At 70.8% G+C, this 24,502-nt stretch carries 29 protein-coding genes; 14 read left to right on the top strand and 15 right to left on the bottom strand.

All coding sequences use genetic code 11. The features are described 5' to 3' along the window. Positions 1-26 precede the first annotated feature (26 nt). On the top strand, positions 27-485 hold the full coding sequence (locus AB0C28_RS15525; RefSeq protein WP_357837139.1) for a hypothetical protein: 459 nt from the start codon (positions 27-29) through the stop codon (positions 483-485). A gap of 12 nt (positions 486-497) precedes the next feature. On the opposite strand, the gene era is transcribed toward AB0C28_RS15525, so the two are convergent. The 8 genes from era to AB0C28_RS15485 form a co-directional block, all read right to left on the bottom strand. After that, a complete protein-coding gene (era, locus tag AB0C28_RS15520) occupies positions 498-1,406 on the bottom strand; it encodes a GTPase Era (protein WP_357837142.1) in 909 nt (302 codons plus the stop codon). A gap of 17 nt (positions 1,407-1,423) precedes the next feature. Continuing rightward, positions 1,424-1,900 (bottom strand): NUDIX domain-containing protein, encoded by a 477-nt coding sequence (locus AB0C28_RS15515; protein WP_357837145.1) that lies wholly within the window; start codon positions 1,898-1,900, stop codon positions 1,424-1,426. Positions 1,901-1,907: 7 nt separating this feature from the next. Beyond that, a complete protein-coding gene (locus AB0C28_RS15510) occupies positions 1,908-2,219 on the bottom strand; it encodes a cytidine deaminase (protein ID WP_346106410.1) in 312 nt (103 codons plus the stop codon). Positions 2,220-2,228: 9 nt separating this feature from the next. Then, positions 2,229-2,861: a hypothetical protein gene (locus tag AB0C28_RS15505; protein WP_357837148.1), complete on the bottom strand. Its 633-nt coding sequence runs from the start codon at positions 2,859-2,861 to the stop codon at positions 2,229-2,231. Positions 2,862-3,180: 319 nt separating this feature from the next. Further along, positions 3,181-4,476, bottom strand: a complete 1,296-nt coding sequence (locus AB0C28_RS15500) for a hemolysin family protein (protein ID WP_358074884.1) — start codon at positions 4,474-4,476, stop codon at positions 3,181-3,183. Then, positions 4,473-4,949 (bottom strand): rRNA maturation RNase YbeY, encoded by a 477-nt coding sequence (gene ybeY / locus AB0C28_RS15495; RefSeq protein WP_357837154.1) that lies wholly within the window; start codon positions 4,947-4,949, stop codon positions 4,473-4,475. Before ybeY ends, AB0C28_RS15500 begins: the two co-directional genes overlap by 4 nt. After that, a complete protein-coding gene (locus AB0C28_RS15490) occupies positions 4,946-5,986 on the bottom strand; it encodes a PhoH family protein (RefSeq protein ID WP_346106417.1) in 1,041 nt (346 codons plus the stop codon). Before AB0C28_RS15490 ends, ybeY begins: the two co-directional genes overlap by 4 nt. 117 nt (positions 5,987-6,103) lie before the next feature. Then, positions 6,104-6,448 (bottom strand): histidine triad nucleotide-binding protein, encoded by a 345-nt coding sequence (locus AB0C28_RS15485; protein WP_106235463.1) that lies wholly within the window; start codon positions 6,446-6,448, stop codon positions 6,104-6,106. A gap of 279 nt (positions 6,449-6,727) precedes the next feature. Here AB0C28_RS15485 and AB0C28_RS15480 point away from each other — a divergent pair, with 279 nt between their 5' ends. After that, a complete protein-coding gene (locus AB0C28_RS15480; RefSeq protein WP_080047132.1) occupies positions 6,728-7,240 on the top strand; it encodes a SigE family RNA polymerase sigma factor in 513 nt (170 codons plus the stop codon). Next, on the top strand, positions 7,237-7,893 hold the full coding sequence (locus AB0C28_RS15475) for a hypothetical protein (protein WP_357837158.1): 657 nt from the start codon (positions 7,237-7,239) through the stop codon (positions 7,891-7,893). The genes AB0C28_RS15480 and AB0C28_RS15475 overlap by 4 nt, the downstream gene beginning before the upstream one ends. A gap of 120 nt (positions 7,894-8,013) precedes the next feature. On the opposite strand, the gene AB0C28_RS15470 is transcribed toward AB0C28_RS15475, so the two are convergent. The 4 genes from AB0C28_RS15470 to AB0C28_RS15455 all read right to left on the bottom strand — a co-directional run bounded on the left by AB0C28_RS15470 (position 8,014) and on the right by AB0C28_RS15455 (position 11,357). Further along, positions 8,014-8,739, bottom strand: coding sequence for a 16S rRNA (uracil(1498)-N(3))-methyltransferase (locus AB0C28_RS15470; RefSeq protein ID WP_357837161.1), 726 nt, complete (start codon positions 8,737-8,739; stop codon positions 8,014-8,016). Continuing rightward, entirely contained in the window at positions 8,736-9,878 is a 1,143-nt protein-coding gene (gene dnaJ, locus AB0C28_RS15465) for a molecular chaperone DnaJ (RefSeq protein WP_357837164.1), read from the bottom strand. Before dnaJ ends, AB0C28_RS15470 begins: the two co-directional genes overlap by 4 nt. Before the next feature lie 11 nt (positions 9,879-9,889). Further along, positions 9,890-10,903, bottom strand: coding sequence for a heat-inducible transcriptional repressor HrcA (hrcA, locus tag AB0C28_RS15460; RefSeq protein ID WP_106235455.1), 1,014 nt, complete (start codon positions 10,901-10,903; stop codon positions 9,890-9,892). A 295-nt stretch (positions 10,904-11,198) separates the two neighbouring features. Further along, positions 11,199-11,357, bottom strand: a complete 159-nt coding sequence (locus AB0C28_RS15455; RefSeq protein ID WP_357837167.1) for a hypothetical protein — start codon at positions 11,355-11,357, stop codon at positions 11,199-11,201. A 93-nt stretch (positions 11,358-11,450) separates the two neighbouring features. Here AB0C28_RS15455 and AB0C28_RS15450 point away from each other — a divergent pair, with 93 nt between their 5' ends. The 3 genes from AB0C28_RS15450 to AB0C28_RS15440 are packed head-to-tail and all read left to right on the top strand — an operon-like array spanning position 11,451 to position 13,548. Continuing rightward, positions 11,451-11,939 (top strand): hypothetical protein, encoded by a 489-nt coding sequence (locus AB0C28_RS15450; RefSeq protein ID WP_357837170.1) that lies wholly within the window; start codon positions 11,451-11,453, stop codon positions 11,937-11,939. A 17-nt stretch (positions 11,940-11,956) separates the two neighbouring features. After that, complete coding sequence (locus AB0C28_RS15445) at positions 11,957-12,763, top strand: DUF3097 domain-containing protein (protein WP_358074881.1); 807 nt, start codon at positions 11,957-11,959, stop codon at positions 12,761-12,763. After that, positions 12,760-13,548 (top strand): DUF4870 domain-containing protein, encoded by a 789-nt coding sequence (locus tag AB0C28_RS15440; RefSeq protein WP_358074878.1) that lies wholly within the window; start codon positions 12,760-12,762, stop codon positions 13,546-13,548. The genes AB0C28_RS15445 and AB0C28_RS15440 overlap by 4 nt, the downstream gene beginning before the upstream one ends. Here the strand turns inward: AB0C28_RS15440 and hemW are convergent. Further along, the gene (gene hemW, locus AB0C28_RS15435; protein WP_357837179.1) at positions 13,545-14,765 is read right to left on the bottom strand and encodes a radical SAM family heme chaperone HemW; all 1,221 of its coding nucleotides are present in this window, start codon (positions 14,763-14,765) and stop codon (positions 13,545-13,547) included. The two genes, AB0C28_RS15440 and hemW, sit on opposite strands and share 4 nt — an antisense overlap. A 92-nt stretch (positions 14,766-14,857) precedes the next feature. Here hemW and AB0C28_RS15430 point away from each other — a divergent pair, with 92 nt between their 5' ends. The 5 genes from AB0C28_RS15430 (at position 14,858) to AB0C28_RS15410 (ending at position 21,173) form a co-directional block, all read left to right on the top strand. Continuing rightward, on the top strand, positions 14,858-16,084 hold the full coding sequence (locus tag AB0C28_RS15430; protein WP_358074875.1) for a styrene monooxygenase/indole monooxygenase family protein: 1,227 nt from the start codon (positions 14,858-14,860) through the stop codon (positions 16,082-16,084). Between the two features lie 51 nt (positions 16,085-16,135). After that, positions 16,136-17,383, top strand: a complete 1,248-nt coding sequence (locus AB0C28_RS15425; protein ID WP_358074872.1) for a glycoside hydrolase family 18 protein — start codon at positions 16,136-16,138, stop codon at positions 17,381-17,383. Between the two features lie 395 nt (positions 17,384-17,778). Next, positions 17,779-18,267, top strand: coding sequence for a hypothetical protein (locus AB0C28_RS15420; protein ID WP_358074869.1), 489 nt, complete (start codon positions 17,779-17,781; stop codon positions 18,265-18,267). A gap of 721 nt (positions 18,268-18,988) precedes the next feature. Then, positions 18,989-20,080, top strand: coding sequence for a histidine kinase (locus AB0C28_RS15415; RefSeq protein ID WP_358074866.1), 1,092 nt, complete (start codon positions 18,989-18,991; stop codon positions 20,078-20,080). A 226-nt stretch (positions 20,081-20,306) separates the two neighbouring features. Continuing rightward, positions 20,307-21,173, top strand: a complete 867-nt coding sequence (locus AB0C28_RS15410; protein WP_357837193.1) for a response regulator — start codon at positions 20,307-20,309, stop codon at positions 21,171-21,173. On the opposite strand, the gene AB0C28_RS15405 is transcribed toward AB0C28_RS15410, so the two are convergent. Further along, positions 21,133-21,450, bottom strand: a complete 318-nt coding sequence (locus AB0C28_RS15405) for a hypothetical protein (protein WP_357837196.1) — start codon at positions 21,448-21,450, stop codon at positions 21,133-21,135. The genes AB0C28_RS15410 and AB0C28_RS15405 overlap by 41 nt on opposite strands. Before the next feature lie 197 nt (positions 21,451-21,647). On the opposite strand from AB0C28_RS15405, the gene ccmA reads away from it, so the two are divergent. Genes ccmA through AB0C28_RS15390 form a run of 3 tightly spaced genes read left to right on the top strand, consistent with a single transcriptional unit; the run spans position 21,648 to position 24,012 of the window. Then, complete coding sequence (gene ccmA / locus AB0C28_RS15400) at positions 21,648-22,271, top strand: heme ABC exporter ATP-binding protein CcmA (protein WP_358074864.1); 624 nt, start codon at positions 21,648-21,650, stop codon at positions 22,269-22,271. After that, a complete protein-coding gene (locus AB0C28_RS15395) occupies positions 22,268-22,396 on the top strand; it encodes a hypothetical protein (RefSeq protein WP_357837202.1) in 129 nt (42 codons plus the stop codon). Before ccmA ends, AB0C28_RS15395 begins: the two co-directional genes overlap by 4 nt. Continuing rightward, on the top strand, positions 22,393-24,012 hold the full coding sequence (locus AB0C28_RS15390) for a DUF6297 family protein (RefSeq protein WP_358074861.1): 1,620 nt from the start codon (positions 22,393-22,395) through the stop codon (positions 24,010-24,012). Before AB0C28_RS15395 ends, AB0C28_RS15390 begins: the two co-directional genes overlap by 4 nt. Here the strand turns inward: AB0C28_RS15390 and AB0C28_RS15385 are convergent. Further along, positions 24,000-24,467, bottom strand: coding sequence for a GNAT family N-acetyltransferase (locus tag AB0C28_RS15385; RefSeq protein WP_357837208.1), 468 nt, complete (start codon positions 24,465-24,467; stop codon positions 24,000-24,002). The genes AB0C28_RS15390 and AB0C28_RS15385 overlap by 13 nt on opposite strands. Positions 24,468-24,502: the final 35 nt, after the last annotated feature.

The raw sequence follows: 24,502 nt of genomic DNA, 5'->3' as shown, positions 1-24,502 counted from the left end.
CGCGTCTCCCGGCTTACAGTGATCGTATGGCCGTCGCACCCGCCCACCCGAAGCTGCGCCGTGGTTATCCGCTGGCCGTGATCCTCACCGGAGCCCTGCTTGTGTTCTGCGCGGTCCTGCCCTGGGCCGGGCTGCAGGCGACGAGCGGCCTGATCGGCGCCGGGGTGGCCAGTGACGTGCGCGGGATCGACGACGCGTTCGGCGTCTACACGCTGATGGCCGGGCTGGCGGCGCTGGGCTGCGGCCTGGCCGGCCTGCTGTCACGCCCGAGGCTGGCGGCGCTGGCGATCCTGCCCGGCGGGGCGGCCGTGCTGGTGCTGGTGCTGTTCGTGACCGAGGGCAGCGGGCTGCGCGACCGCGTCTCCATCAACCTCGGCGAGCTGCTGTCGATCGAGCCGGTGATCAGGTTCGGCTGGTTCGCCGCGCTGGCCTGCGCGCTGGCGATCGTCCTGCTCGCGTTCATGGCCCTGATCGGCCGCCGCTGATCCCGGCCGGGATCAGTCGTAGAAGCCCAGCCGCCGCAGCTGCTTGGGGTCGCGCTGCCAGTCCTTGGCCACGCTGATCCGCAGGTCGAGATAGACCCGGGTGCCCAACAGGGCCTCGATCTGCTTGCGGGCCCTGGTGCCGACGTCGCGCAGCCGCTCCCCCTTGTGCCCGATGACGATCGCCTTCTGCGAGGGCCGTTCGACGAACATGTGGGCGTAGATGTCGAGCAGGTCGTCACGCCCCTCGCGGGTCATCATCTCGTCGACGACCACGGCGATCGAGTGGGGCAGCTCGTCGCGTACGCCCTCCAGCGCCGCCTCCCTGATCAGCTCGCCGACCAGCACCTGCTCCGGCTCGTCGGTGAGCTGGCCGCCCTCGTAGAGGGGCGGCGACTCGGGCAGATGCTCGATGATCACGTCGCCCAGCACGTCGAGTTGCTCGCCCGACTGCGCCGACACGGGCACGACGGCGGCGAACTCGGCCACCTGCGACACCGCCAGCAACTGCTCGGCGATCTGCTCCCTGCTCGCCAGGTCGCACTTGGTCACCACCGCGATGACCGGGGTCTTCTTCACCGCGGACAGCTTGTCGGCGATGAACCGGTCGCCCTTGCCGATGGGCTCGTTGGCCGGCACGCAGAACCCGATCAGGTCCACCTCGGTCAGCGTGGACAGCACCAGGCTGTCGAGCCGCTCACCGAGCAGCGTGCGCGGCCGGTGCAGGCCGGGGGTGTCGACGATGATGATCTGGGCGTCGGGCCGGTGCACGATGCCCCTGATGACGCGTCTGGTCGTCTGGGGCTTGGACGAGGTGATCGCCACTTTCGTGCCGACCAGGGCGTTCATCAGCGTGGACTTGCCGACGTTCGGCCTCCCCACGAAGCAGGCGAATCCGGCGCGATGGTTGTCTGGCGAAGTCACATGTGCATTCTGTCCCATCATCGAGCCTGTTCACGCCACCAGGCGAACGCCGTCGGCGCCACCCCGGGCGTCCACGCCGTCGTCTCGTAGCCGGGCAGCTCGCTCTCGGACACCCACCGGTAGTCGTTGATCTCGTCCCCGTCGGGACGCGGCTCGCCCGAGCCGGGGGCCAGCGCGCAGCCGTAGGCGGCGATGACGTAGGCGACCTGGTGGCCGTTGGGGTAGCGGGTGCGGAACTCGGGCCCGCCGTACACGCCGATCAGGCCGCGCACCTCGATCTCGACGCCGAGCTCCTCGCGCAGTTCCCTGGCCACGGCCGCCTCAGGCCGCTCGTCCGGATCGATCCCGCCGCCGGGAGCGGCCCAGAGGCCCACGTCACCGTGGCGGGCCAGCAGCAGCCGGCCCTCGTCGTCGAACACGAACCCGGACACCGACGGCAGCATGAGCAGATCGTTGCCGATCTTCTCCCGCAGGCTCGCCAGAAAGGGCGACATCGGCACGTCAGCCTCGCAGAGTGCCGTCGGGACCGGCCACGAGCAGCTTGCCGACGCCCAGCTCGGCGGCCACCGCCTCGTCGTCGGGGCTCGGCGTGCCCTCGCTGACCAGCGCCGCCGCCTCCAGGGACCGAGCGCCGCTGGAGATCGCCATGGCCGCCGCCACTTGCACCGCCGACAGCTTGAGCGCGGTCAGGGAGACGTCGGTCGCCGCGTAGGTGCGGCCGGTCTCGTCGCGGACGGCCGCCCCCTCGGCGGAGCCGTTGCGTGCCCTGGCGGCACGGGCCAACGTGATGATCTTGCTGTCTTCAGGGTTCACTGGTCCAGATTAGGCGCTGACCAAGGAGATCGCCGCCTCGACCACCTTGCGGGTACGCGCCGCGTCCACGTCGTTCATCCCGGTGTGCACCACGGACACGAGCGTGTCGCCGACGCGGGACACGACGACGTCCATCGCGTACGGGTAGCCGTTCAGCCGCCCGTGCAGCCGCGCCCCCACGGCCTCGTCACCCGCGTCGCGCACGGGAAGCGTCCGCACGCTCAGGTCGGTGCCGCTGGAGGTGTGCACGGAACGGCAGGAGTCGATGGCCTTGGCCAGCTTGTCGAGGTGCCCGCGCGCCTCCTCGTTCGCGTACCTGGCCAGGCCCACCCCGGCCTGCTCGCCCAGCCCGTCGCCGTCGTAGCTGACCGCCGCCTGGGCCTTCAGCGCCTGCGCCGGCGCATGTCCGCCGGCCGGCTCCAGCACGGCCCTGCAGTTCCTGTCCGCCTGCCCGAACGGCATCCGCCAGGCCTGCTCGGGTCGCGGCGTGAAGCCGTCGGGCAGCGGTGGCTTCTTGGTGAGCACCTCGCGCAGCTGTGCCATGGCCCGGGCGTCGAGGAAGCTCTCGGCTCCCCCGCCGCCGCATCCCGCCAGGACTCCGGCCAGCAGTGCGCAGGCGATGACCCCCGGTACGCGTTTCATGATCCCTCCTGCTTCGCAGCCTCCCCCACCTGCGAAGACGGCAATCCACCGGAGTGGCCACCGAAGCGCAAAAAGGGTGCCCTCATCCGGTTTCCGGATGAGAACACCCTTTAAGCCGATCAACGTCTCGGCCGGTGACCCGGCCAGGACGTTGTCGTCCCCCCGGGAAGTCTCCTTCTGCCGCGAACCCCACCCGGCGTTCGGACACTTCCCCTTTGACACCCACCGCACTGGATGTCGTGAAATGAGAATGGCGGACGCGGCTTGCAGAAGACTTGTAGAACGCTTGCCGCACCACCCTGAGGTGATGCGGGAATGGTCATTCGCGTTCGGCGGCGGCCGGGACCGCCTCGTCCTCGGGCGGCGTGACCCGCCGCGCCACCACCGTGCTGATCCGGTTGCGCCGCCCGGCCAGGCTCTCGGCCGTGAGCGACAGCCCGCCCACCTCCGCGTGCGACCCGGCGATCGGGACCCGGCCGAGCGCGTGGGCCAGCAGCCCGCCCACGGTCTCCACGTCGTCCACCTCGATCTCGGTGTCGAACAGCTCGGCCAGCTCGTCCACCGGCATGCGGGCCGTCACGCGCAGCGCGCCGTCCGGCATGGACTCCACGCGCGGGGCCTCCTGGTCGTACTCGTCGGTGATCTCCCCGACGATCTCCTCCAGGACGTCCTCGATCGTGACCAGGCCGGCGGTGCCGCCGTATTCGTCGATGACGATGGCGATGTGGATCTGCCGCGCCTGCATCTCGCGCATGAGCTGGTCGATGGGCTTGCTCTCGGGCACGTACGCGGCCGGCCGCATGATCGACTCGACCGGTTCCTTGCCCCCGCTGTCACCCGACTCGTGGATCTTGCGGGCGATGTCCTTGAGGTAGGCGATGCCGATGACGTCGTCCTCGTTCTCGCCCACGACCGGGATGCGGGAGAAGCCGCTGCGCAGCGCGAGCGACAGCGCCTGGCTGATCGTCTTGCCCCGCTCGATGTAGACCATGTCGGTGCGCGGCACCATGACCTCGCGCACCAGCGTGTCACCCAGCTCGAAGACCGAGTGGATCATCTCGCGCTCGTCGGGCTCGATCACCCGGCGTTCCTCGGCCAGGTCGACCAGGTCACGCAGCTCGGCCTCCGAGGTGAACGGGCCGTCGCGGAAGCCCTTGCCGGGGGTGAGCGCGTTGCCGAGCAGGATGAGCAGCTTGGGCAGGGGGCCGAAGATGCGGGTCAGGCCGTACACGACGGGGGCGCTGGCCAGCGCGACCGGCTCGGCGTGCTGGCGCCCCAGCGTGCGCGGCATGACGCCGACCACGACGTAGCTGATCACGATCATCACGACCGCGGCCCAGAAGTAGGCCCAGCCCTGGTCGTCGAGGAGATCGATGAAGAGCAGCGTCGCGATCACGGTCGCGACCAGCTCACAGCTCAGCCGCAGCAGCAGGAGCAGATTGAGGTAGCGCGGCGGGTCGGTCACGATCGCCTGCAACCGCGCGGCACCACGTCTGTCTTCACGCACGTATTCCTCGGCACGCACCCTGGAGATGCGCGTCAGCGCCGTTTCCGCGCTGGCGATCAGGCCACCGATGATCACAAGGGCGATGACCGACAGCAACCAGGCGTTCACCGCGGGTTGCGCACCTCCTGCCACGACTCGAGGAGCCGGGACTGCAGTCCGAACATCTCCTTGTGCTCCTCCGGCTCGGCGTGGTCGTAGCCGAGCAGATGGAGGATGCCGTGGGTGCACAGCAGCTCCAGCTCGTCGGCTGCGCTGTGACCGGCGTCCTCCGCCTGCCTGGCCGCGACCTGCGGGCAGAGCACGACGTCACCGAGCAGGGCCGGATCGGCGGGACCGTCGCCCTCGCCGCGCGCGCCGCCCCCAGGACGCAGCTCGTCCATCGGGAACGCCAGCACGTCGGTCGGGCCGGGCTCGCCCATCCACTTCTCGTGCAGCTCGGCCATGGCGTCCTCGTCGACGACCACGATGGACAGCTCGGCGAGCGGGTTGATGCCCATCTCGGCGAGCACGTGAGCGGCCAGGGTGGCGATGCTCTCCTCGTCGACCCCTACGCCGGACTCGTTGTTGATCTCGATGCTCATGGCCGTCGCTTCCCCCGCTGCTGGATCGCCTTCGGCTCCTGGGCGGCCTGCGTGGCATCGTAGCGCCCGTAGGCGTCGACGATCTCGCTGACCAACTTGTGGCGGACCACGTCGGCGCTGCTCAGGCGGGCGAAGTGGATGTCGGGGATGCCCTCCAGGATCTCCTGCACCACCCGCAGGCCGCTGACCGTACCCGAGGGCAGGTCGACCTGGGTGACGTCACCCGTCACCACGATCTTGGAGTTGAACCCCAGCCGGGTGAGGAACATCTTCATCTGCTCGGCCGAGGAGTTTTGCGCCTCGTCGAGGATGATGAAGGCGTCGTTGAGCGTGCGGCCGCGCATGTAGGCCAGCGGCGCGACCTCGATCGTGCCCGCGGCCATGAGCTTGGGGATCGAGTCGGGGTCGACCATGTCGTGCAGGGCGTCGTAGAGCGGGCGCAGGTAGGGGTCGATCTTCTCGTAGAGCGTGCCGGGCAGGAAGCCGAGCCGCTCACCGGCCTCGACCGCCGGCCGGGTGAGGATGATGCGGTTGACCCGCTTCTCCTGCAGCGCCCGCACGGCCTTGGCCATCGCGAGATAGGTCTTGCCGGTGCCGGCCGGGCCGATGCCGAACACGACCGTGTGGTTGTCGATCGCGTCGACGTAGCGCTTCTGGTTGACGGTCTTGGGGCGGATGGTCCGCCCACGCGAGGAGAGGATGTCGAGGGAGAGCACCTCGGCGGGACGGTCGGAGGTCATGCGCAGCATGGCGATGCTGCGCTCGACCGCGTCGGGGGTGAGCTCACCGCCGCTGCGCAGGATCTCGACGAGCTCCTCGAAGAGGCGCACGACGGCGCCGCTCTCGTCGGGGCTGCCGGTGACGGTGATCTCGTTGCCACGCACGTGGATGTCGGCCCTGAAGGCGCCCTCGATGACGCGGAGCAGCTCGTCACGGGAGCCCAGGAGGCTGACCATCGGGTATTCGTCCGGAATCAGCACCTTCGCCTGAGTGCGCGAAGGAGGTGCTGTGCGTCGGGATTCGTGTAGTTCGGACATGGGCAGGCCAGCGGCCTGATGCCTCCCGGTCTCTTTCGGTGTGCTTCTCCGCCCATCGTAGCCGGGACCTGGCCGATTGCTCGCGCCAATATCACCGCCTGCGGCCGGAGGTGTCCGTTATCCGGGCGGCCAGCCCAGATCGCGCCCGCCCAGGACGTGGGCGTGGACGTGGAAGACGGTCTGCCCGGCGCCCGCCCCGGTGTTGAACACGATGCGATAGCCGCTTCCGGACACCCCGTCCAGCACGGCCACCTCGTGCGCCGACTTCAGCACCTCGTCGGCGAGCCCGTCGTCGGCCGCGGCCAGCGCCGCGGCGTCGGCGTGATGCTCCTTCGGGATGACGAGCACGTGCGTGGGAGCCTGCGGATTCACGTCGCGGAAGGCGAGGGTCCTGCCGGTTTCGTAGACGATCTCAGCGGGAATCTCGTTGGCGACGATTTTGCAGAAGAGGCAATCGCTCACCCGATCACCCTATCGAGCGCTCACCGCCGGCAAGTCCGTTGCGAATCGGTAATCAGCTGTGTCGTGCGTAGGAAGATCAACGAGGTTAGGGTGAGTGTGCGACACTACAGCTAAAAGAAGACGATTCAGGGTCGGGCGAGCGCCACCTGGCGAGGACACGACTGGGTAATGCACCCTAAGGAACCGGGGAAACCTCAAGAACCGGAAGAGCGTAAACCCTCTGGGAAGGCCGCGCGTCCCACTGATGTGACCACCGAAACCCTCCTGGCCGACAGGTCGATGGGGGCGGTGCCGGTCGGGTGGGATGCCGACATGGCCGTGACGGCGCTGTACAGCGCGCACTTCCGGTCATTGGTGCGTCTCGCCGTGTTGCTGGTGCGCGACATTGCAACAGCCGAGGAAGTCGTGCAGGATGCGTTCGTCGCCATCCATGGCGCCTGGCGCAGACTGCGTGACCCCGACAAAGCACTCGCCTACCTGCGTCAATCCGTCGTCAACCGGTCCCGGTCCGTGCTGCGTCACCGCGCGGTCGTCGAGAAATACGCCCCCAAGGGCCTGCCTGACGCTCCGAGCGCCGAGAACGGCGCGATCGGCGAGCTGGAACGCTCCGCCGTCATCGAGGCGTTACGAGCCCTGCCGACCCGACAGAGAGAAGCACTGGTTCTACGCTACTACGGTGATCTGTCCGAAGCTGAGATCGCCCACGCCATGGGGATCAGCAAAGGCGCGGTCAAGAGCCACACGGCACGTGGTATGGCCGCGTTGCGATCGGTCCTGGAGAAGATGTCATGAGCCAGCCCCCCGACGAGTACGGCGACCTCCTGCGTCGTGCGCTCCGCGCGGAGGCGGACGCGGTCGTACCCTCGCCGGAAGGACTGGAGATCATCCGTGGCCGCATCGAGCGGCGTGGAGTGCGCAACCTGTTCTGGTGGCGAGCGGGCGCGGCCGCCGCCAGCGCCCTGCTGGTGGCGGGAACGATCGTGATGGCCGTTCCCTCGCTGCGCTCCCAGATCATCGACCAGATCCCGGTCGGCCCCATCGACAACGAGACGACCTCCGAGGCTCCTTCCAACTCCTCCACCACCCGTTCCGTGCAGCCTCCGCCGCCGGAGCGGACCAGCGACCCGCCCGCGGCCGTGATCCCCGAGACCCCCAAGCCGCCGACCCCGCGCACCAGCCGTAAGGCCGACTCGACCAGCAGGCCGTCCCCGTCGCCCAGCCCGACGCCGACCTCCTGCCCCTCGACCCTGGCCGAGCAGGCCGAGCCGCCCGCCGACTGTCCTACGCTGTCACCGACGCCCACTCCGACGCCGACGTCGGAGGAGACGAGCGCGCCGCCCACGGCCTGCCCGCCCGAGGAGTGCCCGCCGTCAGACGACGCGATGGAGACACCCGCGGAGCTGGCCAGCCCGCTCCAGGACACCTCCGACGCCACGGTGCCCTGACCCGGCTGAGCCGGCCGAACCACCCGCACGTCTTCACGACCGCAACGTCGCGGTCACACCCCCATGCCCCGCCCGCAGCGTCGCGGGCACGCTCGCACGGCCTGCGCGGTTCGCGCGGTCTCACCAGCGTCCGGTACGGCTGAGCAGCACGGCCGCCGCCGCGACCCCCGCCGTGGACGTACGCAGAACCGTCGGCCCCAGCAGCACCGGCGCCGCCCCGGCCGCCCCGAACCGGGCGAGCTCGTCCTCCGAGACGCCGCCCTCAGGACCCACGACCATCACGATGTCGCCGCTCGCCGGCAGCGGAACCTTCGACAGCGGCCCTGCCGCCTCCTCGTGCAGCACCAGGCCCAGGGCCGCGCCGGCGAGCAGCTGTTCGACCTGGGCCGTGGTGGCGAGGTCCGTCACCTCGGGCAGGTGGAAGCGGCGGGCCTGCTTGCCCGCCTCGCGGGCCGTGGCACGCCACCGGCCCAGCGCCTTGGCGACCTTGTCGCCCTTCCACTGCGTGATGCTGCGCGCGGCCGACCACGGGACGATCACGTCCACGCCGGCCTCGGTCATCATCTCGACCGCCAGCTCGCCCCTGTCGCCCTTGGGCAGCCCCTGGACGACGACGAGCCGGGGCCCTGGCGCCTCGACCTGGTAGCGGCGCAGCACGTCGAGCCTGAGCGCGTCCTTCAGGGTCTCGCGTACGACGCACTCGGCCACCGTGCCGGCGCCGTCGGTCAGATCGACCCGCTCACCGGCGCGCAGCCGTCGTACGGAGGCTGCGTGCCGCCCCTCGGGCCCGTCGAGCGTCAGCTCGGGGCCGTCGAGCGCGTCGGCCAGGAAGACGGGCGCCGTCACCGGCCGTTGAACGCGTCACGCAGGCGGGAGAAAAAACCCTGCTGACCCGGTGCGAACTTGCCAGGCGGGCGCTCCTCACCCCGCTGCCTGGACAGCTCGCGGAGCAGTTCTTCCTGGGCGGTGTCGAGGCGGGTCGGCGTCTCGACGTTGACGTGGATGAGCAGGTCGCCCCTGCCGGACTCGTTGAGCCGCTGCACGCCGCGGCCGTACATGGTGATGACCTGGCCGGACTGGGTGCCGGGGCGGACGTCGATCTCCTCGGAGCCGTCGAGCGTCTCCACCGCCAGCACGGTGCCGAGCGCGGCGGCCGTCATCGGGATCTGCACGGTGCAGTGGAGGTCGTCGCCGCGCCGTTCGAAGATCTCGTGGGCCCGTTCGACGATCTCCAGGAAGAGGTCTCCCGGCGGGCCGCCGCCTGGACCGACCTCACCCTCGCCGGCGAGCTGGATGTGGGTGCCGTCCTCGACGCCGGCGGGGATGCGGACCTTGATCGTACGGCGGGTGCGCACCCGGCCGTCGCCGGAGCACTCCTGGCAGGGATGGCGGATGATCGTCCCGAAGCCACCGCACTGGGGGCACGGCCGCGAGGTCATGACCTGGCCCAGGAAGGAGCGGGTGACCTGGGAGATCTCACCGCGCCCGTTGCACATGTCGCAGGTGTCGGGGTGGGTGCCCGCCGCCGCGCCGGCGCCGTGGCACACCTCGCACAGCACGGCCGTGTCGACGGCCAGCTCGCGGGTGGTGCCGAACGCCGTCTCGCGCAGGTCGAGCTCCACCCTGATGGTGGCGTTGCGACCTCTGCGGGCGCGTGAGCGCGGCCCGCGGGCGCCGGCGGCCGTGCCGAAGAAGGCGTCCATGATGTCGCTGAACGGGAAGCCCGCGCCGAACCCGCCCGCGGCGCCCGCGCCCGCTCCCGCACCGCCGAAGGGGTCGCCACCCAGGTCGTACATCTGGCGCTTGTTGGGGTCGGAGAGCACCTCGTAGGCCTGCGTGATCTCCTTGAACCGCTCCTGGGTCTCAGGATCGGGGTTCACGTCGGGGTGCAGCTCACGGGCGAGACGGCGGTAAGCCTTCTTGATCTCGTCCTGACTCGCGTCACGGCGCACCCCGAGGGTGGCGTAGTAGTCGCTGTTTGCCACTTATCGACCTCTTATGATGCAGCCAGGATCTGGCTGACGTAGCGTGCCACCGCGCGTACGGCGCCCATCGTCACGGGATAGTCCATCCTGGTCGGCCCGAGTACGCCGAGCCGGGCCAGTTGGTTGTCGCCAGAACCGTATCCGGTCGCGACGATGGATGTCCCCCGCAGGTAGGGGTTTTCCGCGCCGATGCGCACGGTGAGCGCGGACGGGGTGTCTGAGGTTGTCTCGCCGAGCAGCCGCATGAGGACCACCTGCTCCTCCAGCGCCTCCAGCACGTCACGCAGGCCGGTGGTGAAGTCGGCGCCGGCGAGGTTGGCCGCGCCGGCGAACACGATCTTCTCGTCGTGCCGCTCGACCAGCGTCTCGAGCAGGACCGACAGGACCGTGGCCACCACGGGCCGGTCTTCGAGGGGCAGCCGCTCGGGCAGGTCGGCGACCAGGTCGGGCACGCTGCTCAGGCCGCAGCCGTCGAGGCAGGAGTTGAGCACCGCGCGCAGGTGCGCGATGCGGGCGTCCTCCACCACCTCGGGCAGCTCGACCACGCGCTGCTCGACGCGGCCGGTGTTGGTGATCAGCACGAGCATGACCCGCCGGTCGCTCAGCGGGACCAGCTCGACGTGTCTGACCGTCGAACGGGTCAGCGTCGGATATTGCACGACCGCGACCTGCCGGGTCAGCTGCGCGAGCAGCCGGACCGTGCGGGTGACCACGTCGTCGAGGTCGACCGCGCCGGCCAGGAACGTCTCGATGGCTCTGCGCTCGGCCCCGGACAGCGGCTTCACCTGCGAGAGCCGGTCGACGAACAGGCGGTAGCCCTTGTCCGTCGGCACGCGGCCCGCGCTGGTGTGCGGCTGGGTGATGTAGCCCTCCTCCTCCAGCGCGGCCATGTCGTTTCTGACCGTCGCGGGGGAGACCTTCAGGTTGTGGCGCTCGGCGAGCGCTTTGGAGCCCACCGGTTCGTTGGTGGACACGTAGTCTTCGACAATGGCTCTGAGCACAGCCAGCTTACGTTCGTCGAGCACGTGCTCACCTCCTGCCTCTGTCTCTGTCAGGAACGCGGTGTCTAGCACTCTGTGTTCCCGAGTGCCAAGTGTACGGCTCTCGCCCACAAGGTGCGATAACAGCGGGTCCCATCCTGCTGCTGGCGTGGTGTGAGCGACAGGCCTCAGACTGGCGAACATGACCGACGATTCTCAGCCCCCGCCGTACGGCCCCCCGTCTGAGCAGGGGCCTCACCACGGTCAGCCGCAACCTCCTCAGTACGGGCCGCCTTCCGGGCCGCAGCCCGGCCCTGGCCCCGATCAACCTTACGGACAGTCACCGTACGGACAGCCACCGTACGGGCAACCGCCTTACGGGCCGCCGCCGCAGGGACAGCAGCCCCCGTACGGACAGCCTCCGCCCTACGGGCAGCAGCCGCAGTACGGTGAGCCCACCCAGTTCGGCCCGCCACCTCAGTACGGACAATACGGCCAACAGGCCCAATTTCCACCACGAATCGACTCCAAAGCCATAAAGCCCAGCCTGTGGTGGCTCGCCGCCGCCTGGGGCGTGTTCCTGGTGTGCGTGGTGGCGGGTGTGGCCCTGTTCGGCGGCGGCCTGGTGAGCAGCGTGGCGGACATGGCGCCGACGAAGACGTTCGCGCCCGGCGAGAGCATCACGGTGTCGGTCGATCCGGCCGACAAACCGGCCGTCTACGTCGCCAGCGACGCCCGTATCTCCTACGACTGCGCCATCTCCGGCGGCCCCGGTCAGGCCAGGCTCGCCAAGGTCCCCGGAAACCAGAGCGTCACCTGGGACAACACCGTCTGGCAGGAGATCCTCGTGATCAACGCGCCGGCCAAGGGCGACTACCAGCTCACCTGCACCAACCAGGAGCAGGCCACCGTCCGCTACGGCGTGGGCCGCGACGTCCTGTCCAGCCTGGGCGGCGTCACCGGTGGGCTGGCGGGGCTGTTCCTGCTGCCCGGCGCGGGCCTGCTGGCCGCCGTCGCCGGCACGGTCGTCGTCCTGGTACGCCGGAGTGGCGCCCGCAAGCGCCTTGCGGTCAGCGGGTGATTTGCTACGGTCCCCGTGTGTACGAGGGCGATGTTCTGGCGGGAAACTGGCGTCGGCCGGGCAAGGGGAAGATCCCCAAGGTGCCCGCCGAGATCGATCTGGTCGTCGAGGACGCCGACAGCGGCTTCTGCGGCGCCGTGGTGGCCTGCGACAAGGAGGCCGTCACGATCGAAGACCGGTTCGGCAAGCGCCGCCTGTTCCCGCTGGCGCCCGCCGCCTTCCTGCTGGAGGGCAAGCCCGTGACCTTGGTACGTCCCGCCGCCGCCCCCGCCGCGCCCCGGCGCAGCGCCTCGGGCTCCGTCGCCGTGGAAGGGCTGCGGGCCAGGGTCGCCAGGCAGAGCCGGATCTACGTGGAAGGCGTCCACGACGCCGCCCTCGTCGAGAAGATCTGGGGCCATGACCTGCGGGTCGAGGGGGTCGTGGTCGAATACCTCGAAGGCGTGGACGACCTGCCCGCCATCGTGGCCGAGTTCGGCCCGGAGCCGGGGCGGCGGCTGGGCGTGCTGGTGGACCACCTGGTGCCCGGCTCCAAGGAGAGCAGGATCGCCGCCGAGATCACCTCGCCGGACGTGCTCGTGGTGGGGCATCCGTACATCGACATCTGGCAGGCGGTCAAACCCTCCGTGCTGCGCATCCCCGCCTGGCCCGACGTGCCGCGCGGGGTGCCGTGGAAGGAGGGCGTGATCGCGGCTCTGGGCTGGCGCATGGAGCCGGCGCAGGCGTGGCGGCGCATTCTCGGCGCTGTCTCGACGTACACGGACCTGGAGCCGGAACTGCTCGGCCGGGTCGAGGAACTGATCGACTTCGTTACGGAGGCACCATGAGCCAGGACCCGCCCCAGCCGCCGCCCGATGACGACGCCACCAAGAAGATCTCCCCCGCCGACATCCCACCCCCGGCGTCCGGCCCCCAGCCCGGCTACGGCCAGCAACCCAGCTCGCAGCCCGGCTACGGGCAGCAACCCGGCTCCCAGCCCGGGTACGGGTACGGCCAGCAGCCCGGCTCCCAGCCTGGTTACGGTCAGCCTGGGTACGGCCAGCAGCCCGGCTCGCAGCCGGGGTACGGCCAGCCCGGGTACGGGCAGCCTGGGTACGGGCAGCCTGGGTACGGGCAGCAGAACCCGTCCGGCCAGCAACTCCCCTACGGCCAGCTGCCCCACTCGGCCCCGGGCTACGGCCAGCCCCCACCCGGTTACGGTCAACCCGGCTATGGTCAACCGAACTACGGTCAGCCCGGCTACGCGCCGGGCCGCGGCGAGCCGTACGTGCCCGGCAGGTTCGGCCCCCGCCCCGGCACCGACGACACCACCATGGCCATGCTGGCGCACCTGCTCGGCCTGCTGGTCTCCTGGATCGGCCCGCTGATCATCTACTTGATGAAGAAGGACGAGGCCCCCTACGTCAGGGACCAGGCGGCGGAGGCGCTGAACTTCCAGATCACGATGTTCATCGGCTACCTCGTCGCCGGCATCCTGACCGTCATCTTCATCGGCGTCCTGCTGCTGCCGGTCATCTGGGTGCTGTCGCTGATCTTCCACATCCAGGCCGCGGTGGCCAGCAACAAGGGCCAGCCGTACCGCTACCCGTTCTCCATCCGGATGATCTCCTAGACCAGGAGGTCCCTGACGAGGGCGTCGGCGAGCAGCCGTCCCTGGAGGGTGAGCACCATCAGGCCCGCCTTGAACGGCTCGGGCTCCAGCAGCCCGCGCGCCAGCGCGCTCGCCACAGTGGGGCGGGCTGCGGGCGCCACCCGCGCCAGCGGGTAGCCGGAGGACAGCCGCAGCTCCAGCATCAGCCGCTCGGCGTCGCGGTCGTCCTGGCCGAGCACCTCGCGCGCGTGGGCGGGCGAGGCACCGCCGGCCAGGCGTTGCGCGTAGGCGGCCGGATGTTTGACGTTCCACCAGCGGGTGCCGCCGACGTGGCTGTGGGCGCCGGGGCCGGCGGCCCACCAGTCGCCGCCGGTCCAGTAGAGCAGGTTGTGCCGGCAGCGGGCGGCGTCGTTCACTGCCCAGTTCGACACCTCGTACCAGCGCAGACCGGCTCCTGAGAGCAGCTCGTCGGCGATGAGGTAGCGGTCGGCGGCCACGTCGTCGTCGGGCATCGGCAGCTCGCCGCGCCGGATCCTGGCCGCCAGACGGGTGCCCTCCTCGACGATCAGCGAGTACGCGGACACGTGGTCGGGCCCGGCCTCGATGGCCGCGGTCAGCGAGGCCCGCCAGTCGTCGTCGCTCTCGCCCGGGGTGCTGTAGATCAGGTCGAGGTTGACGTGGTCGAACCCGGCCTGCCGGGCCTCCTTGACGGCCGCCGCGGCCCGGCCGGGCGTGTGCTGCCGGTCGAGGACCCGCAGCACGTGCTCGCGCGCGCTCTGCATGCCGAAGCTGATCCGGTTGAACCCGCCCTGGCGGAGTTTCTCCAGGTATGACGGGTCGACGGACTCGGGGTTGGCCTCCGTGGTGACCTCCGCCCCCGGCGCCAGCCCGAACTCGGAGTCGATCGCCGCCAGGATCCTGGCCAGGTCCTCGGGCGGCAGCAGGGTGGGCGTGCCCCCGCCGAAGAACACCGTCTCCACCGGCAGCTCGGTGGCGCCCAGGACGCGGCGGGCCAGGCGGATCTCCGTCACGACCGTGTCGGCGTAGTCGTGGTGGGAGGCGCCGGGACCGAGCTCGGTGGCGGTGTAGGTGTTGAAGTCGCAGTAGCCGCAGCGGGTCACGCAGAACGGCACGTGCACGTAGAAGCCGAACGGGCGCTCGCCGAGGCCCCGGAGGGCGCTGTCGGGCAGTTCGCCCGAGGTGGGCGCGGGATCGCCGTCAGGCAGGGTGGATGGCACACCACCAGTTTGCCCGCCTCCCAAGAGTGCTCCAATCCGACTGCAAGTCACACCATGTCCACTGATGTCATACCGGCGAAGGGGGAAACATCATGGCGGGCATCGGCATCGTGGGGGCGGGGATCTCGGGGCTCACCCTCGCGCTGCGGCTGCAGCAGCTCGGCGTCGAGACCACGCTCTACTGCGAGCGCGGGGCCGAGTCGATCCGTACGGGGCGGCTGCCCAACACCGTGGCCAGGATGGGCCACACGCAGGAACGGGAGCGGGAGCTGGGCAGCGTCCACTTCCGCGACCCCGGGTGCCTCATGAACTCCGCCACGCTCTCGATCAAGGGCGATCCGCCGCTGGAGTTCACGGGATACGTGACCGAGCCGTTCCACGCCGTCGACTTCCGGCTGCTGCTGCCCGCGTTCATGGACGACTACGCCGAACGGGGCGGCGAGATCGTGGTGGCGGGCGCGGAGCCGGACGCGGCGCAGGTGGATCGCTGGTCACGGGGGCACGAGCTGATGGTGGTGGCGGCGGGACGGCGCTCGGTGGCCGAGCTCTTCCCGCGCGATCCGGAACGTTCTCCGTACGACAGGCCGCAGCGCAGGCTCGCCGCCGGGCTCTGCCGCGGCATCGACCTGCCCACCGGCTTCTCCAACAACATCGCCGCCGGGGTGGGCGAGATCTTCCGGCTGCCGATGATGACACGGGAGGGCGTCATGTCCGCCCTGCTCGTCGAGGCGATCCCCGGCGGCCCGCTGGAGCCGGTCACCCACATGCCGTGGCACGAGGTCTCCTCCGCCCTGCCAGGACTGATCCGCGAGTACGCGCCACGGCTGGCGGAAGGGCTGGACCCGGCCGAGTTCGGCCTGCTGGGGCCCGACGACCTGCTGCAGGGCGCGATCACGCCCACGGTGCGCCGGCCGGTGGCCGAGCTGCCCAGCGGCCGGATCGCGCTGGCCGTCGGCGACGCCTGGATCGTCAACGACCCCATCACCGGCCAGGGCGCGAACCTGGGCTCCAGGTGTGCCTGGATCGCGGCCGACGCCATCGCGGGCGGCGGTCCGTACGACGCCGCGTTCGCCCGTGCCACGGCCGAGCGCATGTGGGAGGCGGCGGCACCGGTCACCGACTGGACGAACGCGTTCCTGCAGCCGCCGCCCGAGCACGTCGCGCGGCTGCTGATGGCCGCCACGACCAGGCAGGACCTCGCCGACCTGGTGGTGTCGCTGTTCTCCGACCCCGCGTTCGCCTGGGGGCTGCTGTCGTCCCCCGAGGAGATCGCGCGGATCGTTGACGGGGAACCGGAGCCGCTCTACGATCGCGTCTAAATTTATAGGAAAGTTTCCTATACAAGTGGCGCAGTCCCCGGGAGCCGCTCCGTGCGCAAGAAGGTCCTGATCACACTGTCGCTCTTACTCGGCCTCTCGGCGCTCGCCGTGCCCGCCGAGGCCCATACCGGCTTCAAGCGGGTCGCGTACTTCATCCAATGGGGCATCTACGGCCGGAACTTCCACGTCAAGGACATGGACGTCTCCGGCGCCGCCGCGAAGCTCACCCACCTCAACTACGCGTTCGGCTTCGTGAACGCCGAAGGCGGCTGCTACTCGGCCGACCCGTGGGCGGACTGGCAGCGTCCCGTACCGGCCGAGCAGAGCGTCGACGGCGTCGCCGACGCTCCGGGCCAGGCGCTCAACGGCAACCTCAACCAGCTGCGCAAGCTCAAGGCCAAGCACCGCGGCCTCAAGGTGATGATCTCGCTCGGCGGCTGGACCGGCTCCGCGCACTTCTCCGACGCCGTGCTCACCCCCGAGTCCCGCTCCGCACTGGCCGCCTCCTGCATCGACCTGTGGCTGCGCGGCAACCTGCCCGGCCTGGAGCCGGGCGCGGGAGCCGGCGTGTTCGACGGCATCGACCTGGACTGGGAGTGGCCCGGCTCTTCGGGCGCCGACGGCAACGTCATCAGGCCGGAGGACAAGCGCAACTTCACCCTCTTCGTCCGCGAACTCCGCAAGCAGCTCACCGCCTACTCGGCGAAGGCCCAGCTCACGGCCTTCCTCCCGGCCGCCGCCGCCAAGATCGACGCCGGCTTCGAGGTGCGCGACGTCTTCCGGCAGCTCGACTTCGCCACCGTCCAGGGGTACGACCTGCGTGGCTCCTGGGAGCCCATGACCGGCCACAACGGCAACCTGCTCACCGACCGCCGCGACCCGAACCCGGTCAAATACAGCGTCGACCAGACCGTCCGCGACTACCTCTCCCGAGGGGCGCCGGCCCGCAAACTCGTGGTGGGCGTACCCGCCTACGGCCAGGGCTGGACCGGCGTCACCGCCGGCGGAAACGGCCTGTACAAGCCCGCCACCGGCCCCGCCCCCGGCAAGTGGGCCCCCGGCACCGAGGACTACAAGGACCTGGTCACCAAGCCCGGCCAACGCCACCGCGACCTGCGCACCGGGACGATGTGGCTGTACGACGGGAACGAGTTCTGGTCGTACGACGATCCGGCGGTGCTGCTGCAGAAGGCGGCCTACATCCGGCTCAAGGAGCTGGGCGGGTCGATGATGTGGTCAATCGACCAGGACGACTCCCGCGCCTCCCTCACCTCGGCCCTGTACTCGATCCTCCGCTAGCTCTGCAGGCCGCGCCCACCCATTCCCCCGGGCGCAGCCTCCCCACATTCCAGACACACTTCCACATAACCCGCCCATCCCCCAGCCACCCACCACGACGGCCCAGACGCCACCAAGCCGCGCACGACCCGGCCTCACTCCCAGCACGACCTGGTCCAGCGCGGCTACACGCCCAGCTCCGCCCTGACCACGCCGCCAGGCGCAGCCCGACCACACGACCCCACCCGACGAGACCGCACGACCGGGCCCAGCGCAGTCACACTTCAGGCCCAGCCTGACCCCACAACCGGGTGCGACCGAAGACCCAGGTGGGCACTCCACCCCAGGGTGGAGACCCGGGGTCTCAACCCGCAGGTCGATCCGATTCCGGCGGTGTCTCCCTACGGTCGGACCTCGTGAACACCGTGGAGATTTCCCTTCTCGTCCTTCTAGCCCTCCTCCTTTCCGTCTACCGCCAGACCCGAACCCGGCCCGCCTCCCGCATGACCGGAACCCTCGTCACCGCCGCCGCCCTGGTGGTGCTGGGCGTCAATTCCGGCGGGCTCCTCGACACCGGGCAGCCCGCGCTCAGCCTGGCCCTGTTCGCCGTGGAGGCGGTCGCCGCCGTGGCGCTCGGCGCATGGCGTGCGAGCAGCGTGCGGGTGTGGCTGGACAACGCCGGGATCGCCTGGTCGAAGGGCACAGCCTGGACGATGCTGGCCTGGCTGGCCTCGATCGCGATCCGGGTCGGCCTCTACTTCGCGGGAACGGCCGCCGGCCTCTCCGTCTCGACCGGCGGCGCCCTGCTGTTTCTCGGCCTGACGCTCGGCACCCAGGCGTACCTCGTCGCACGCCGGGGCCGTGCGCTTATCGGCGACCGGATACTTTCGAAAGGTGATGCGTGAGCTGTCCAGGTTTGTCGCGGTCGCATTGCGACTGGGGGTGATCGTGCTCCTGGTTGTGGCGCTGGTGCGGGCGACACCCGCGCCAGGCCTGACCGGCATGCCCCTGGTCGTCACCCTGCTGACCGTCGCGCTGGCCCTCTCCCTCCTGGCCGTCCTGTTCCTGTCACACCCTTGGAACCTCCACCGCAAGGAGAACGACAGCTTCCACCGCGAGGGGAACGGCGGCTTCCACCGCGAGGGGAGCAACGGCTTCCCCCCGGTCGCACGGCGCAGCACCAGCACGTCCCCGCCGTCCCCGTCGTCCGGAAGTCCGCTCCCGACCACAGGCCAGGAGCTCCCGGCCCCAGGGCAGAAGCTCCCGATCGCAGGGCAGGACACCCGCCCGCACCGACTCACCGGGCATCCCCTCCCAGTCGTGTGGCGCACTGTACGCACGCACTTGCCGACCGGACGCTCGCTCCCAGCCGCGCGGCGGACCCTACGCACACGCTTCCCGGCCGCCGTTTCCGCCGCATGGCGCACCCTACTCACAAACCTCCCGGCCAGAATTTCCGCCGTATGCGCCCGCTTCGCGGTCAGCCTCCAGAGTGCATGGCGCAGCGTACGTACACGGCTCCCGTCCAGTCGCCCGAGCGTGTGGCCGAGCGAGGGCACGGAGGATCGGCCGGCCGGAGGTCTTCTCTCGGAGGCGTGGCGGAGAATGCGCCGGCCGGGGGCGAGCATGTCGCAGCTCGCCACAACGATCGCGCTCGGCCTCGCGGTGCTCCTCTCCATCGCCCTGAACTCGATCACGCACAGCGGGGCCACGATCGGCTCGCTGCTCGTGTGCGTCAGCCTGGCGGTGAGCCGCCTGCCCTTGGGGCGGGCGCTGGCGATCGCGCTGCTGGCCGTCGCCGGGCTGATCGTGGCGGGCGGGATCTCCGGCGCCCCGGTGCAGGATCTCACGCTCGTTCTCAGCGTCTGCCTGATCTTTCTGGTCACCTACGCGGGTAAACAGCGCAAAGCCGCCAGGGCCGCCGAGGCGAGGGAGGCTGTGCTCGCGGAGAGAGCCAGGATCGCCAGGGAGATCCACGACATCCTCGCCCACTCCCTCTCCGCCCAGCTCGTCCACCTGGAAGGGGCCAAGCTGCTGCTGCGCGCGGAACGTACGGCCGAGGCGCTCGACCGCGTCACCCACGCCCGCGACCTGGCCAAGTCGGGGCTTGAGGAGGCCGGCCGGGCGGTGTCGGCGCTGCGCGAGGACCCTCCGGAGCTGCCCGTGGCGCTGCGCTCGCTCGCGGAGAACTTCGAGAGCATCACCCACAGACCATGCACGTTGCGCATCTCGGGCCCGCAGCGCCGGCTCCCTCCGGAGACGGAGCTCGCGATGCTGCGCACCGCCCAGGAGGCCCTCACGAACGTACGCCGCCACGCGCCGGGCAGCCCGGCCGAGGTCGAACTCGACTTCGGCCCGGCCTGGTGCGACCTGCGGGTCATCAACCCCTCCTCCTGGACAGAACCCCCAGAGAAGGGGTCACCCCGGACAGAACCCCCCGAGACGGGGGCGTACCAAACGGGCTCGTCCCAATCGGGATCGCCCGAGACGGGATCGCCCGAGATGGGGTCATCCCCGACGGGATCGCCCGCGATGGGATCGTCCCCAACGGGGGCGTCCCGGACGGGATCACCTGAGACGGGATCGCCCGGGACGGGATCGACCCGAGGCGGGTATGGCCTGGTGGGTATGCGTGAACGCGCCGAACTTCTCGGCGGCACGCTGTCGGCGGGCGAGCGCGACGGCGTCTTCCTGGTGCACCTGAGGGTGCCGGCATGAGTTCTCCTCCTCAGGGTGCCGGCATGAGTTCTTCTCCTCGGAAGCGCGCCCGCCTCCTCCACCGCCTCTCCTCTCCTCGCCTCGGATGTCGCGCCCCGATCGGCACCGGGGCCAGGGATGACGATGGAGCTAAAGGGTCTGGGCATGGGTGTCGAGGTATGAGCGGCAAGGTCGTCGGTGGCGGAATCGGGGTCGAAGGGAACGGGATCAAGGAGGTGCTCCACCGGTGATCAGGGTGGTGGTGGTCGACGACCAGGCGGTGGTGCGTGAAGGGCTGGTGTTGCTGCTCGGGCTGTTGCCGGGGATCGAGGTGGTCGGGTCGGCGGGCGACGGTGAGGCGGCGCTGCGGCTGGTCGGGGCGGAGTCGCCGGACGTGGTGCTGATGGATCTGCGCATGCCGCGCATGGACGGCGTGGAGGCGACCAAACGCATCCGCGCCTCCCACCCCGGCACCCAGGTCGTCGTGCTCACCACGTATTCGGACGACGAGTCGGTCTTCGCCGCGTTGCGTGCGGGCGCGCGCGGCTTTCTCACCAAGGACGCGGACGCCGACGACATCGCCTCGGCCGTGGCCACGGTGATGCGCGGCGACGCCCAGCTCGACCCCACGGTGCAACGCCGCCTCCTGGACACGATCTCCCCTCCCTCCCCGGACCACGACGCCACCTCCCAGAAGTCGTCCGGCGAAACGGTCCACACCGCTTCCCAGGAGCCTTCCGACGAGCCGGCACACGTCACTCCCCAGAAGCTGTCCGACCAGCCGCCCCACGTCACTTCGCAGAAGCCTTCCGACCAGTCGACCTACGCCTCCTCCCAGCCATCGTCCGAGCCGGCCGAGCCTGCGAGCAGCACGAAACCCGGCCCGGCGGACCGCCGAAGCGGCGAGTCGCCGGACGGGCTCACCCCGCGTGAGAGCGAGGTGCTGGCCCTCATCGCCGAAGGCCTGTCGAACGCCGAGATCGCCCTCCGCCTCTACATCACCGAAGCCACCGTCAAGACGCACATCAACAACCTCTTCGCCAAGGCCCACCTCAGGGACCGGGCCCAGGCCGTCACGTACGCCTACCGTCACGGCCTGGCCGGCCCGGGTTGAGCTGCGACTCCTCGTCGAACCCGGCCAGCTGTAACAACGTCTCCAGCGCCGCCTGCCTGGTCTCCTCGACCGAGTCTCCCCGTTCGCCGAAACACTCGGCCGCCACGTCGAGCAGCGCCGTGACCACGGCCGCGTCGGGGTAGGGCACGTCAACGAGAACGGTGCCGTCGTCACCCTCCTCGCCCTCGCCCACATGGAGCTTCAGCAGCCGCCGAGTCTCCTCGGCCACAGCCACCCCCAGCACCGCGGCCCGCTCGAATCGCTCAGAAGCAATCACGTCACCCTCCAGTAGCACAGGTGTTCGGAATGAAAAGGTAGAGGGTGGCACCGACAGAATCCCTTGCGTCGCCGGGGATCCCGCCTTTCACCCTCCGTCCCGGCCCGTCATCCGCGCCCCGCCGAGCCCCGTTCGCCGACCGCCGAAACCCAGAAGGCTCGCGCGCGCTCCACCGCGACGATGGATACGCTCGAACGATGTACGACCCGATCATCAGCACCGACGACCTCACGGTCGAGCTGGGCGGCAACCCCGTGCTCCGAGACCTGCGCCTGACCGTCTCCCCCGGCGAGATCGTGGCGGTGGTGGGCCCCAACGGCTCGGGCAAGTCCACCCTCCTGCGCTGCCTGGCCGGTCTCCAGCCGGCCACCTCGGGAGAGATCCGGGTGTTCGGCGCGCCTCCGGCCGACGACGCCGCCTTCTGGGGGCGCGTCGCGCTGCTGGGTGACGAGCCCGCCTGGTATCCGGGGCTCACGGCGCGCGAACATCTGGAGCTGATGGGGGCCGTGCACGCCCGTTCCAGGATGACGGTGGACGCGGCGATGGAGGCGTTCGCGCTGACGGAGCGGGGCGACGCGCCGCCGCTGAACCTGTCCACCGGCCAGCGCCAGCGCCTCTGCCTGGCCGCCGCGCTGCTCAGGCCGAGCACCTTGCTGCTCCTGGACGAGCCGGAACGCGGCCTGGACGCCGCCTTCCGCGACCGCCTGACCCGCCTGCTAGGGGCATACGCGGACGAGGGCGGCACCGTCGTCATGGCCACGCACGACCAGGGCCTGGCCGCCCGGGCCCGGCAGATCTCTCCGGCGGGGGCAGACGCATGAACCGGCAGAGCGGCATGAGCACGTACGGCCGGACGGACCCGTACAAGCGCATGGACCAGCACAGACGCATCCGGCGCCAGAGCACGTGCGGGCGCCTGAGCGTGCGGCGGGAGGTGGCCGCGTGAGCGGGGCGGAGGCGAGTGTACGGGCGGTGCGGGCGTACATCCGCTCCCGAGGCCGCACCCCCGCCACCCTGATCGACCGCTACGCCGCCGTCTTCGGCCTGGCCATGATCGTCGCCGTGCTCGGACGCCCGCTGTCCGGCCTGCTCACCGGCCTGGCCGGGCCGATCGACCCGGTGCGGGCGGGTGCGGGTGCGGCGCTGCTCGCGCTGGCCGTGGCGGGCTTCCTGGCGGCGGCCCGCGCGGCGGGGCCCGTGCTGCTGCCCGCCTCCGACGCGTCCTGGCTGCTGCTCTCCCCGCTGAACCGGCGTCACCTCCTCGGCCGGACGGCCCGCGCGCTCAGTGTGGTCGCTCTGGTGGCGGGCGTGCTGCTGGGCGTGGGGCTGCTGGCCGTGCTGGGCGCGCCCGACCAGCTCGTGTGGCGGCTGCTCGGCGCGCTGGTGCTCGGTGTGTCGGTGACGGCGGGCGGGATGGCGCTGGCCGTGCTCGGGCAGGTCTCCCAGTCCTGGCAAGTCTGGCTGACCGGCGCGGTGGCGGCGCTGCTGGTGCTGGCCGTGGTGGCGGTGAGCGGGCAGCTCCGTACGGTGGCGGCGATCGCCGCGAGCGCTCCACTCACCGCTCTCGCCGCCGCCGCGTCGGGGGCCGCGGTGCTCTCCGCATTGCTGGTACGGCAGGCGTGGACCTCGCTCGATCGCATTCCCACCCGTACCCTCGCGAACGCCTCGACCAGGGCCGGCCACGTGGCGAGCGCGACCGTGTCCCTCGACCCCGGCGCGCTCACCTGGATCGCCGAGGACAACCGCTGGCGGGCCAGGCGGCTCGGCTCCAGGCGGTGGCCGTCGCTGCCCGCGCCGTTCGCGCTGGCCTGGCACGACTGGCGCAGGCTGGCCCGCACGCCGGGACGGCTGGCGGCCGTCGCGGCGACGACGGCGCTGCCCGCGGTGCTGGCTCAGGCGGGCGGCCCGCCCGCGGCGCTGGGGGTGGCCGTGCTGGCCGGCGCGCTGGCCGTGGCGTCGATGGGTACGTCAGGCGCCCGCAGGGACGCCGACAACCCGGCTCTGGCCCGGCTCATCGGCGTGGGCCGCCGCCCCGCGCTGGCGGCCCGCGCGGTCCTGCCCGCCCTGCTGGGCGGCGTCTGGGCAGCCACCGCCCTCACCGCCCTGACCCTGGCCCTGACGCCCAGCACACTTTCCGCCCTGCCCGAGGCGGTACCGGCGGCTACGACGGCGACGGGCGCGGCAGGCTTCAGCGCGACGGCCACAGCGACAGGCGCGGCGACAGGCGCGGCGACAGGCACAGTGACGATGGCCGGCGCCGGCGGATGGTGGGCGCTGGGGCTGCTGGCCGGGCCGGCGCTGGCCGCCGCCGCGTTGCGGATGGCCAGGCGCGCCCCGGTCGACCACTCGATGCCGACCATCGACACCCCGGGCGGCTCCATCCCGACGGGCCCGCTGTTCTGGGCGGCCACCGGCCCCGACCTGGCCCTGCTCGGCTGCCTCCCCACCGCGATGGCGCTGCTCACGCAGCCGGCCGCACTGGCACCGTTCATCGCAGCTCAGGCGATCATGGGAGTGGTGGTACTCGCGGGATACGTGTGGCGGACGGGTCAGGTGACGTAGACGTCGCTGGGCACGCCTCCGTACGGGATCGTCCGGTCCTTCTTCATGCCGATCCGCTCGGCCACCCGGTGCGAGGGCAGATTGATGTCCCTGATCACCGCCACGACCTCCCCCAGCCCCGTACCGACGTCGAGGGCGGCCCTGGCCAGTTCGGCCGCGTACCCGTGGCCCCAGGCGGCAGGGCGGAAGCGGTAGTACAGGTTGAGCACCTCGCGCCCGTCCAGGATCGCGCGGCGCAGCCCGCCGAACCCGAGCACGAGCGGTTCGTCCACCGGCCGGGCCGCCCAGTAACCGATCCCCCGCTCCTCCCAGTCGGCCAGCCACAGATCGAGCATGGCGCGGCTGGACTCCAGGTCGGTCACGGGGCCGCTCGGGTGGTAGACGCTCGTACGCGGGTCGGCGTGGATCTCATGGACGGCGTCGAGGTCATCGGCCGTGACCCGAGATAGGACCATACGCGCCGTATGTACCACTTCCATGCTTTCAGCGT

The organism is Nonomuraea sp. NPDC048892, assembly GCF_040649735.1.
Taxonomy (GTDB): Bacteria; Actinomycetota; Actinomycetes; order Streptosporangiales; family Streptosporangiaceae; genus Nonomuraea; species Nonomuraea maheshkhaliensis.
Note: the sequence above shows the minus strand (reverse complement) of the source record. Positions and strands in the feature narration are given on the sequence as shown.

Bases quoted from the DNA above. Each gene is read 5' to 3' on its own strand.
- AB0C28_RS15525 (WP_357837139.1), top strand. From the start codon at position 27: ATGGCCGTCGCACCCGCCCACCCGAAGCTGCGCCGTGGTTATCCGCTG.
- AB0C28_RS15515 (WP_357837145.1), bottom strand. From the start codon at position 1,900: ATGTCGCCCTTTCTGGCGAGCCTGCGGGAGAAGATCGGCAACGATCTG.
- AB0C28_RS15505 (WP_357837148.1), bottom strand. From the start codon at position 2,861: ATGAAACGCGTACCGGGGGTCATCGCCTGCGCACTGCTGGCCGGAGTC.
- ybeY (WP_357837154.1), bottom strand. From the start codon at position 4,949: ATGAGCATCGAGATCAACAACGAGTCCGGCGTAGGGGTCGACGAGGAG.
- AB0C28_RS15490 (WP_346106417.1), bottom strand. From the start codon at position 5,986: ATGTCCGAACTACACGAATCCCGACGCACAGCACCTCCTTCGCGCACT.
- AB0C28_RS15480 (WP_080047132.1), top strand. From the start codon at position 6,728: ATGGGGGCGGTGCCGGTCGGGTGGGATGCCGACATGGCCGTGACGGCG.
- AB0C28_RS15475 (WP_357837158.1), top strand. From the start codon at position 7,237: ATGAGCCAGCCCCCCGACGAGTACGGCGACCTCCTGCGTCGTGCGCTC.
- AB0C28_RS15440 (WP_358074878.1), top strand. From the start codon at position 12,760: ATGAGCCAGGACCCGCCCCAGCCGCCGCCCGATGACGACGCCACCAAG.
- AB0C28_RS15430 (WP_358074875.1), top strand. From the start codon at position 14,858: ATGGCGGGCATCGGCATCGTGGGGGCGGGGATCTCGGGGCTCACCCTC.
- AB0C28_RS15415 (WP_358074866.1), top strand. From the start codon at position 18,989: ATGTCGCAGCTCGCCACAACGATCGCGCTCGGCCTCGCGGTGCTCCTC.
- ccmA (WP_358074864.1), top strand. From the start codon at position 21,648: ATGTACGACCCGATCATCAGCACCGACGACCTCACGGTCGAGCTGGGC.
- AB0C28_RS15395 (WP_357837202.1), top strand. From the start codon at position 22,268: ATGAACCGGCAGAGCGGCATGAGCACGTACGGCCGGACGGACCCGTAC.
- AB0C28_RS15385 (WP_357837208.1), bottom strand. From the start codon at position 24,467: ATGGTCCTATCTCGGGTCACGGCCGATGACCTCGACGCCGTCCATGAG.